Here is a 10,098-nt window from a genome sequence, read left to right as displayed (position 1 = left end):
CAGCAGCCCCTGCGCATCTGTCGGTCACAACGTGGTCACCATCGCTGCTGCGCCCCTGCTGTGGGCATGGGATTCGTCCCATGGCCGCAATCACCTCCGGTGCACGCCGTAGGATCGCTCAGGCCACGCAGGTCGCCTTTGCTGCCCAGGAGCCGAAGCCGTTGACGGCCACCCCATTGGTGATATCCCCGTGTGCGTGGCTCGGTGTGGTAAGATGCTGGCATGCGGTATCTATGGACACTTTGCTTGCTGCTCCTAATAATCCTGGCTGGTTGTGAGGTGGTGGACGCGCCGCCCCCTGATCAGACCGCTGTTGCGCGGAGCGTTGATGGCCTCGTTGCCCCCGAGCGAGCGCCCTCGATTCCGGTTCACGAAGGTTTTTCGGTGCCTCCTGCGGATGAGTTGCTGGCACTTGGGCTGGCGGCACGGGCGCAGGGAGATCACGGGGCAACCGAGTTTAGCCAGTTGTTGCAGTATTATCCTGCTGCCGATGAGGTGCCGACGGCGCAGTTTTATCTTGCCGAGAGCTATGCGCAGCGGGGACGCTGGACCTCGGCAGCCGAGTTGTTTGCTACCTTTCTGGCGACGGCCCCTGAGGAAGATCCTTTGCGTGCGCCAGCCCTTTTCTGGCTGGCACGGGCGCACGAGGCGGCCGGGGCGCACGAGGCGGCGATTACGGCCTACCAGTCGTATCGTGAATTGGCGACGCCGATCGAACCGTATGCCGCGTTACGCCAGGCGGCTCAGGAGCGGGCGCTTGGCCTGGATGAGGCGGCGATTGCCTCGTGGTTGTACGCGGCGCGCACAACGATTGTCTCTGGTGAACGAGCCGGTGCGTTCGAGAAGGCCATTGCGTTGCTTGTGGCGAATGGGCGCAATACCGAGGCGCTGGCTCTCTATGAAGAGGTGCTGGAGCTCGCGGAACAGCCGGCCTACCGTGCGCGCATTTTGAGTGAAGCTGCTGCGCTCGCTGCGAGCCAGGGACAGCCTGAGCAGGCGCGGCGCTGGTTGCTCGAGGTGATCGAACGCAGCCCCGCGACCGCGCAGGCCGGGGCGGCGGTTGACCAGTTGCGGGCAGCGGGCGATCCGGCGCTTGATCCAGCGGCTGCCGGAGCGATCTATTTCACCCTTGAGCGCTGGGCCGACGCGGTTGCCCTGTTTGATCAGGCTATCCCGATAGCCCCAGATGCCGCAGCCGCCATTGAGCTTCGGCGGATGCGCGGGCTAGCGCTGCGTGCGCAAGGCGACTTTGCCGGGGCGATCGCCGGACTCGCCGACGCCGCCGCGCTTGCACCGGATCTCAATGAAGGTCGCCAGGCACGCCTCGATCTGGTGCAGACGATTGGGCAGAGTGGTGAGACCGAGCAGGCCATTGCGGGCTACACCGAGTTTGCGGCAGGGTATCCTGATGACCCGCGTGCGCCGGTCGCGCTCGACCGGGCCGCCCAGTTGCGCGACCGCCTTGGCGATAGCGACGGTGCCTTGCAGACCCGTCGCGAACTGGGCCAGCGCTACCCGGCGAGCGACGAAGGCCGCATTGTGTTGCATACCCTTGGGCTCGAACTGTTCCGTGCAGGTCAGTACGACGAAGCCCGTCACGTCTGGGGGCTTCTTGCCGAGGGCAACGACGGCCTCTTCAAGGCGCGTGGTGCCTTCTGGGCGGGGCGGGCGGCGCGGGCGCTTGGTGACGAAGCGGATGCCCGGGTGCGCTTTGCGGTAGCGCGTGAGGCCGCGCCTGATAGCTATGAGGGCGTGCGGGCGGCAGAAGAACTGGGCGATTTCCCTCAGGGCTCACTGGCGTTGACGGCCCCGATCACCGATGAAGCGTGGGCCGAACTCGCCGCCTGGGTCGCCCTGCTCACCCCGGCTGACGAGGTGGCTGACGAGCCTGTTGTGCCCCTCGCGACCACAGTATCCCGCACATTGGTGTTGGAAGAGGTTGGCTTACAGGTCGAGGCGATGGCCGAATGGCGTCAGGCGATCAACCGTGCGACGACTCCCTTGATGCTGATGGAACTTGGTCGGGCGGCACACGAATCAGCCGCACCTTACCCGGCCCTGCTTGCTGCCGAGCAACTCAAACGGCAGGCCGAGCGTACGTTGAACGAAGCCTCAGTGGAGAATCCGCCTGGGGAACCCCTCGCCCTGCAGCGGCTCCGTTTTCCAGCGCCATATGCCACCCTGATTGACCAGGAAGCAACGGCACACGGCATTGATCCGCGCCTCTTTCTGGCCCTGGTGCGCCAAGAGAGCCTCTTCAACCCTGGGGCGACCTCGTGGGTGGGGGCGCGGGGGCTTGGGCAAGTGATGCCGACGACGGGCCAGGGCATCGCGCAGAATCTGGGGGTCACCGACTTTGTGCTTGACGATCTCTACCAACCGGCGGTGAGCATCAGGTTTGGCACCTTCTACCTCGGGCAGCGCCTGCGCGACATGCAAGGGAGCGTCCATGGCGCACTCGCCTCGTACAACGGGGGCCTGGGCAACGCGCAACGGTGGGCCGGCGGAGCGCAGGTGAGCGACCCCGATCTCTTTACGGAAACGATCGACTATCCTGAAACAAAGGGCTACGTGCGGGCCGTCTACGCCTTTTGGGGCGTCTATCAACGGCTGTATGCTGCCTCTAGCGAGGAAACACAACCGTAAAGACCGTCCCGATGCGCACCTGACTCCGCACGGTCAACTGTGCCCCGTGGGCCTCGGCGATATGACGGGCAATGGCAAGGCCGAGACCCGCACCGGGCTTGACGGTCGTATTGGGTAGCTCAACCCGATAAAACGGCAGAAAGATCTTTTCGAGGTGTTCTTTGCCAATCCCGGGGCCATTATCTTCGCAGCGCAGAATAAAGCGTGACGGCTCGTCGTGAAAGAGCAGGCGAATGCGCCCGCCCCGAGGCGTATATTTCACCGCATTATCGAGCAGCGCCTGGGTCATCTGGGTAAGAGACTTGGCATCGGCGAGGATGGGGGCTGCCTGGCAGGTCACGACATCCATCAACACACCCTCACCACGCGCACGTTCTTGAAACGACTCAAAGGTCGGCTTCAGCGTCGCGATGGGATCGAGCATCTGGGGTTCCATCGTCCGCCCGCGCAACTCCTGGAAATACAACAGATTATTGAGTTGCTGGGTCAACGTCTCGCTGCTGCGGCGCATCACGACAAGGCCTTCTTGCTGGTCTTTCGTAAGTGGGCCAAGCATACCCTGTTCAAAGAGTTCGAGATAGCCCATCAACGATGTCATCGGCGTCCGCAGTTCGTGCGAGAGGGTCGAGAGGAACTGGCTCTTGAGGCGATCGAGCTCACCAAGTTCAGCATTCGCGGCACTGAGTTCAAGCACCCGTTGTTCGAGGCGTTCGACGAGTTTCTGGCTATAGGCACGGAGCAAGTCGGCCTCTTCGGCGGGGGCGCTCACCCGTTCGCGGTGACCGGCGATAAACTCCGAGACCACCATAGGCAAGCGACGGGGATCAATCGGCTTGACGAGATAGCCATCGCAGCCAGCGACGAGCGCCCGTTCGCGGGCACCGGGGCTACCATCGGCGGTGAGGGCGACAATCGGGACATTATGGAGGTGGATCAGACTACGGAGGCGGGTCGTCGTCTCGTAGCCATCGAGCCCGGGGATGCCGAGGTCAACAAGGATAATCACGGGCATCATCTCGCGGGCCAGGGCAAGCCCCGAGGGGCCGTCATTCGCCACAACGACATGATAGCCCTGATTGCCCAGAATCCGCTGCACGAGCCGTTGATTATCCAGATTATCTTCGATATATAAAATACCTGGCAATGCGTCATTCATTGCTTGCCCTTACCTTTCCCCTGACGGTGGCTGATTGAGGGTGTTTATGTGTGATGGGTCGGATTGGATCGGATCGTCCAAGAGACTGAAGGGAAAAAGAAACTCTTCCGGGTACGTAACTTGGGTCGTCTGGTGCGGCACGCCTGATGCAGACACGGTCTCATCAGGTAGCCTGAGCGTATGATGGTGCGCCTGGGCAACCGGCAGGGTAAAGCTAAAGGTACTACCAAAACCTGGGACACTCTCCACCCAGATTCGCCCGTGATGGGCCTCGACGAGGCGTCGGGTAATCGTCAACCCGAGGCCAGTGCCACTCAGCCGTGATTGACCACCGTGGATCTGCACAAACTCTTGAAAAATATCATTCAGGCGTTCCTTGGGAATACCGATGCCCGTATCGGTCACCCGTACAGCGACCATTGGTTCAATCTGGGCGTCTTCATTCAGTTCATCGAGGCAATAGGCACTGACAGTAACTAAACCCTTGTGGGAGAACTTTACCGCATTTGAAAGCAGGTTCAGCAGGATCTGGCGTACGCGATCGGCATCGGCGTCAACAAGGGGGAGATCGGAGGGCAGGGTCACGTTCAGACTCAAGGGCTTGCCCTGAAGGATGCCCTGGACCGTATCAACGACCTCACCAACGATGCTCGCAAGGTCAACATGCGTCCGTTCGAGTTTCAGATGTCCGGCCTCGATGCGGGCGAGATCGAGCAATTCGGTAATAAGATAGAGGAGAAAGCGCCCATTGCGATTAATACTGGTCAGATCTTCACGCTGCGAAGGGGTCAACGAACCATCAAGGCCATCGAGCATAATCGTACTAAAGCCGATGATCGCATTGAGCGGGGTGCGCAGTTCGTGGGAAAGGCCCGCGAGGAAATCACTCTTGCGGCGATCGGCCTGATGGGCGAGTTCAAGGGCGACCAGAAGTTCCTCAGTCCGTTGGGTTACCTGACGTTCGAGATCCTGATAGAGCTGCACATTCTCGATGGTCAAGCCAACCATACCGGCGAACATCAACAAACGGCTGGCATCTTCGACCCCGATCGTACGTCGACTCAGGTGACAATCGGCAGACAGCAACCCGAGCGGGCGTCCTTCACGGCCAAAGATAGGGACTTGGACATACGCATGGCTGGCCGAGGCGGCCTGCTTGCGTGGTTCGACCCCGGGATGCGACCAGGGATTATCCACAATGATCGCTTTACCACTACGGATCACATCGGCCTCAACCGTGGCTCCATCGAGGGCGAGCGGCTGACTATTCGCGACCTCGATAAAATGGCGGGCCTGTTCGCGCCCGCCCGGGCCAAACGAAGCCTCAACGACACGCAGGTAATCATCTTCGACCAGATAGATGACGGCGCGATCAAAAGCGAATTGCGTACAGATCGCGTGCGGAATCGCCTTTAGCAGGTGGGGCAGATCAAGAATGCCCTTGAGTTCTTGAGAGACACTATTCAGCCTCGCGAGTTGTTCGGCATTGCTCTCTAACTCCTGGACCTTCTCTTCGAGCACATCGGCCATATGATTGAACGTCTCGGCCAGTTGCCCAATCTCATCAGTTCCAGCTGGTGGTAATCGCTGCTGCAAATTGCCTTGACTGATTGCCTGGACCCCCTGGCGGACGCTGCTGATGCGCCGGGTGAAGGAGTGCGAGAGAAAGAGCCCGACCAGGCTGATGACGGCCCCAAGGGAGATCAGCAGAATCACGAGTTGGCGTTGCAGTTCTTCCTGGCGTTCGCCGATCCGTGTGCCGGTACGCACGGCTGGTGCGATAACCTGATCGGCGGGAATAATGAGCGCAACACTCCAGCCTGCGGTTGGGATCGGCGCATAGGCAATATACGCGGGCTCATTCTTGTCTTCAATCCGAGCGATGCCGTGCTCGCGCCCATTCATCGCGGCCACCAGTTCGCGCAACTCAGGACTAGGTGAATCGAGCAAGTTCTCGGTCTGAAACGGCTCATTCCACTGCTCATCGCGCACCTCCATATCGGGGCGCACAATGACCTCACCGCGTTCATTGACCAGCAGCGCATAGCCTTGCTCGCCAATGTCAACCGTAAGCAGATCCTGTTGAATGGTGCGGAGCAACAGATCGAAAGCCACGACGCCGAGAAAGGTGCCCTCGGGTGTCATCAGGGGCATCGCGCAGGTCGTTGCCAGCAGACCTGTATTCGCATCAACATAGGTATCGGTCCAGACTGGCCCATTGCTCGCACGGGCGGCGAGATACCAGGGGCGGGTGCGCGGATCAAAGGGCTGAATGGCGAGCAGCGCATCTACAACGGTCTCATCATCAAAGGCCATGACGCCGCCCTGCTCGAAGGCGATATAGCCAATGCTGACCAGCGGATTAGCGGCAACCGTCGAACGTAGCATCGGAATGATGTGCTGGGCATAGGCCACTTCAGCCGGATAGCGTTGCAATTGATCAGCCGAAGGAGCCGGGGCGACCCAGACACGATCAGAGGTGAGCGTCAATGGTTCGCGTCCGTACGCAGCGAGCGCATAGGTTGCGACGCTCTCGACTTGCTGTTCAATGGCCGCAAGGGCCTGATCATAGAGGCGGGCCTTGTCGCTTGCACGGTCGGCAAGGGTCTGTTCAGCCTGGGTTTGCAGCGCACTGATCCCCTCTTGCATGGCAGTATCGCGTGCGCGTGTCAGCCCGGCCAGTCCGAGCCAGCCAACCAGAGCTAGGGGGGGCAGGGCCAGGCTCAAAAGCAGGGCGAGAATTTTTTGTTGGATGCTGGGATTGAAACGCATAGCTGTGACTTCCCTGGCGACGGGGAGATGGCAGGCTTTCTTTCCTTATCTTAGCAGGTATTGTTGCGCTGAACATGACAAAGTTGTGACACTTCTTATGCTGGTAGTTTATTTAAGGAGGCAATTGTCCTATCCGCCAACTGGTTGACGAGCGAAGCAGATACAACCACTTTTGCTGCTCACCGCTGCTTGTGTTATCATGCACTTGTTTAGCGCTATATGATGCGCTGTGTAAAGAGTGGAGATAGGGGCGATGCTCCTTGATACGGCTGATATTCCACAGGCTGATCAGATCTGGGATGTGGCCCGCGTGCCCGAGGCGATTGATCGCGGTCGGTTGACGACTGAGGCGATTGCTGAGTATATTGGCATGAAGGTGCTGCGCCAGGGCCATTATTATACTCAGGCGGCCCGGATCCTCGGGCTGGTGGCTGAGGGTGAACCAGGCGATGATCCGCAGTTGACGATCCTTGGGCGGAGTTTTGCGCGCAGCAATCGTGCGGAACAGCGTACCTATTTGCGTCGTCTTTTGCTTCAACGCGATCCGATGCGGGCAGTGATTGTTGCGATGCGCATGGCCCCCGCTGGCCTCGAGCGCACCGCGGTGGCTCAGGTGCTCCAGGGGCTTGCCCCGCTTGCCGATAGCACGGCGTATCGCCGAGCTCAGACGGTAGCGGCGTGGCTGACGGCGGTCGATCTGGCTGACTGGCGCGAGGGTCGCCTCTTCTATACTGGCCCCGATCTGCCAATGCCCCCTTCGACACCCTCTGCCTCGGGGCTTGTATCTTGATAAAGGCGATGATGAAACCAGAAGTGATGAGTCCCGCTGGCTACTGGCCACAGTTGCATGCTGCAATTGAGGCAGGGGCTGATGCGGTCTATTTTGGGCTCAAGCATTTTAGTGCCCGTGCCAAAGTCGGTTTTACGCTAGAGGAACTGCCCGAGGTCATGCGTACGTTGCATCAGCGTCGCGTCAAGGGTTATGTGACTTTTAATACGCTGATGTTTGACCACGAGTTGTTGCAGGCGGCGCGGGTGGCCCTGGCGATTGCCGAGGCGGGTGCCGATGCCTTCATTGTGCAGGATGTGGGCATTGCCCGCCTGTTGCAGCAACTGGTGCCCGAGATTGAGGTGCATGGCTCGACCCAGATGAGCATTACGTCGGCTGAGGGGGTTGAGCTTGCCCGTCAGTTTGGGGTGAGTCGCGTGGTGCTGGCGCGTGAGTTGTCGCTCAAGGAGATTGCGGCGATTCGGGCGGCGACGACGCTTGAACTCGAGATGTTTGTGCATGGGGCGCTCTGTGTCTCGTATTCGGGGCAGTGTTTCTCTTCGGAGGCGTGGGGTGGGCGGAGCGCGAATCGTGGTCAGTGTGCGCAGGCCTGTCGCTTGCCCTACGATCTGCTGGTTGATGGCGCGCCGCGGCCACTCGGCGAGGCCCGCTATCTCTTGTCGCCCGGCGATCTCTATGCGTTGCACGAGATGCCTGCGATTGTGCAACTGGGTGTGTCGGCGCTGAAGATCGAGGGACGCTACAAAGACGCGGCCTATGTGGCGCTGACCACGGCGGCGTATCGCAAGGCGGTTGATGAAGCCTGGGCAGGTCTGCCCCTCTCGATCACGCCGTATGAAGACTTGCAGTTGACCCAGGTCTATTCGCGGGGGATGGGACCCTATTTTCTCACCGGTACTGACCATCAGGCGGTCGTGCGTGGACGTGCGCCCCGTCACCGTGGCGTGCTCGTGGCTCGTGTCGCCAAGGTATTGACGGAGAGCATTCTGGCTGAACTTGACCCGGCGGCAGCGGCCTCGCCGCTCAAACCTGGTGATGGCATTGTCTTTGATGCCGCCGCTTGGCGCAGCCCTGAAGAGCCCGAAGAGGGCGGGCGTGTCTATCATGTCTATCCGGCGCTGCATGGTCTGGTGGAATTGGAATTTGGCTATGATGCGGTTGATCTGCACCGTATTCGACCGGGCGATCTGATCTGGCGTACCCTTGATCCCGACCTTGAGCGTGCGGTACGTCCGTTGACCCAGCCGGCCAGTCCGGTGCGCCGTCAGCCCGTGGTGGTTCACGCGGTGGCGCAGGTTGGCGAACCGCTTGTGCTGACCTGGCAGCATGGCGAGCTTCCCGCGTTGCGGGTGACGGTGCGTTCACCTGAGCCGCTTGCGGCCGCTGAGCGACGCGGCTTGACCGAAGCGTTGTTGCACGAACAACTTGGCCGCCTCGGGACAACGCCCTACTATCTGGCGGCGCTGAACTATGTGGCTGAAGGCAACCCGTTTGTGGCCAATTCGTTGCTCAATCAGCTGCGCCGTGAAGCGACTGATCTGCTGGCCGAACTCCAGGGGCAACCCGCGCCGATTCGTGGTGGCGATCCGGCGGCGGTGCTGGCACAGATGACACCTTCCCGTCCTGTGTCGGAGGCGGAGGTTGCGCCGCCGACGTTGCACCTGCTTGTCCGCACACCAGAGCAACTCGAAGCCGCGTTGGCCGCCCGTCCGGCGAGCATCACGCTCGACTACCTTGACCTCTACGGCTTGCGACCGGCGGTTGAGCAAGTCCAGGCGGCTGGCATCGAAGCGCGGGTCGCGAGCCCGCGGGTGCTCAAACCCGACGAACAGCGCATTGTTCACTTCCTCCGCAAACTCGACTGCACGATTCTCGTGCGTTCCACGGGCTTGTTGCACGCCCTGCGTGAGGCCGCCATCCCGCGCCTTGTTGGCGACTTTAGCCTCAACGCCGCCAACATGCTCACGGCGCAGACGATGCTCGAACTCGGGTTGGCGCGACTCACTCCGACTTACGATCTGAATGCCGATCAGATCGCGAAGCTCGCAGCTGAACTTGATCCCGATCTCCTCGAAATTGTTGCCTACCAGCACCTCCCGATCTTTCACACCGAGCACTGCGTCTTCTGTCGCTTCCTCTCGAACGGCACCAGCTACAAAGACTGCGGGCACCCGTGCGAAAAGCACCGTATCGCGTTGCGCGACCAGCAAGGACGGGCGCACCCGGTGATGGCCGATGTCGGGTGCCGCAACACCGTCTTCAACGCCGAAGCGCAGGAAGCGAGTCGACATCTCGCCGCGTGGCGGACGGCGGGCCTGCGTCACTTCCGGCTCGAATTTGTGCATGAGCGTGGGGAAGAAGTCGCCCGGGTGACCGACGCTTTCCAGGCAACCCTGGCTGGCACAATGACCCCGGCTGAACTTGGGCGTCACTTGCAACAGATTACGCCGCAGGGCACCACCGAAGGCAGCCTCTTTGTGCCCGACGGATATGCAACCATCCCGTTGATGTGAGTGCTCCCGCTGGGGCGGTTTTTTGACGCAAAGGCGCAAAGGCGCAAAGCTTTTCGTGTAGGTGCGTTCATCAGCGCTTTTGGGCAAGCGGGAAGTAGATGCGACAGGTGAACGCCGTTGCCGTTGGTGCGCCAAGGGCGCGTGCCGCTACCTTGCACATCAGGCGGGTTTTTTGACGCAAAGGCGCAAAGGCGCAAAGCTTTTCGTGTAGGTGCGTTCAT

The 10,098-nt window shown here is 60.7% G+C and carries 5 protein-coding genes; 3 read left to right on the top strand and 2 right to left on the bottom strand.

Annotated features, from left to right (window positions below; translation table 11 throughout):
* Positions 1-246 precede the first annotated feature (246 nt).
* Positions 247-2,646 (top strand): transglycosylase SLT domain-containing protein, encoded by a 2,400-nt coding sequence (locus tag EYB53_RS19095; RefSeq protein ID WP_167857480.1) that lies wholly within the window; start codon positions 247-249, stop codon positions 2,644-2,646.
* Here EYB53_RS19095 and EYB53_RS19090 read toward each other — a convergent pair.
* Together EYB53_RS19090 and EYB53_RS19085 are read right to left on the bottom strand one after the other, a co-directional pair.
* A complete protein-coding gene (locus tag EYB53_RS19090; protein WP_135479991.1) occupies positions 2,624-3,802 on the bottom strand; it encodes a hybrid sensor histidine kinase/response regulator in 1,179 nt (392 codons plus the stop codon). The two genes, EYB53_RS19095 and EYB53_RS19090, sit on opposite strands and share 23 nt — an antisense overlap.
* A gap of 9 nt (positions 3,803-3,811) precedes the next feature.
* A complete protein-coding gene (locus EYB53_RS19085) occupies positions 3,812-6,574 on the bottom strand; it encodes a sensor histidine kinase (protein WP_135479990.1) in 2,763 nt (920 codons plus the stop codon).
* Between the two features lie 253 nt (positions 6,575-6,827).
* Between EYB53_RS19085 and EYB53_RS19080 the strand changes: the two genes are divergently transcribed.
* Together EYB53_RS19080 and EYB53_RS19075 are read left to right on the top strand one after the other, a co-directional pair.
* The gene (locus EYB53_RS19080) at positions 6,828-7,364 is read left to right on the top strand and encodes a DUF7226 domain-containing protein (RefSeq protein ID WP_135479989.1); all 537 of its coding nucleotides are present in this window, start codon (positions 6,828-6,830) and stop codon (positions 7,362-7,364) included.
* 8 nt (positions 7,365-7,372) lie between these two features.
* Positions 7,373-9,877, top strand: a complete 2,505-nt coding sequence (locus tag EYB53_RS19075) for a U32 family peptidase (RefSeq protein ID WP_135479988.1) — start codon at positions 7,373-7,375, stop codon at positions 9,875-9,877.
* The last annotated feature ends 221 nt before the right edge of the window (positions 9,878-10,098 follow it).

Source organism: Candidatus Chloroploca mongolica (assembly GCF_004762035.2).
GTDB classification, from domain to species: domain Bacteria; phylum Chloroflexota; class Chloroflexia; order Chloroflexales; family Chloroflexaceae; genus Chloroploca; species Chloroploca mongolica.
This window is presented reverse-complemented; position numbering and strand designations above follow the sequence as displayed.

What these genes read in the sequence shown, in the direction of transcription:
- EYB53_RS19090 (WP_135479991.1), bottom strand. Translation starts at nt 3,802, where the DNA reads ATGAATGACGCATTGCCAGGTATTTTATATATCGAAGATAATCTGGAT.
- EYB53_RS19085 (WP_135479990.1), bottom strand. Translation starts at nt 6,574, where the DNA reads ATGCGTTTCAATCCCAGCATCCAACAAAAAATTCTCGCCCTGCTTTTG.
- EYB53_RS19080 (WP_135479989.1), top strand. Translation starts at nt 6,828, where the DNA reads ATGCTCCTTGATACGGCTGATATTCCACAGGCTGATCAGATCTGGGAT.
- EYB53_RS19075 (WP_135479988.1), top strand. Translation starts at nt 7,373, where the DNA reads ATGATGAAACCAGAAGTGATGAGTCCCGCTGGCTACTGGCCACAGTTG.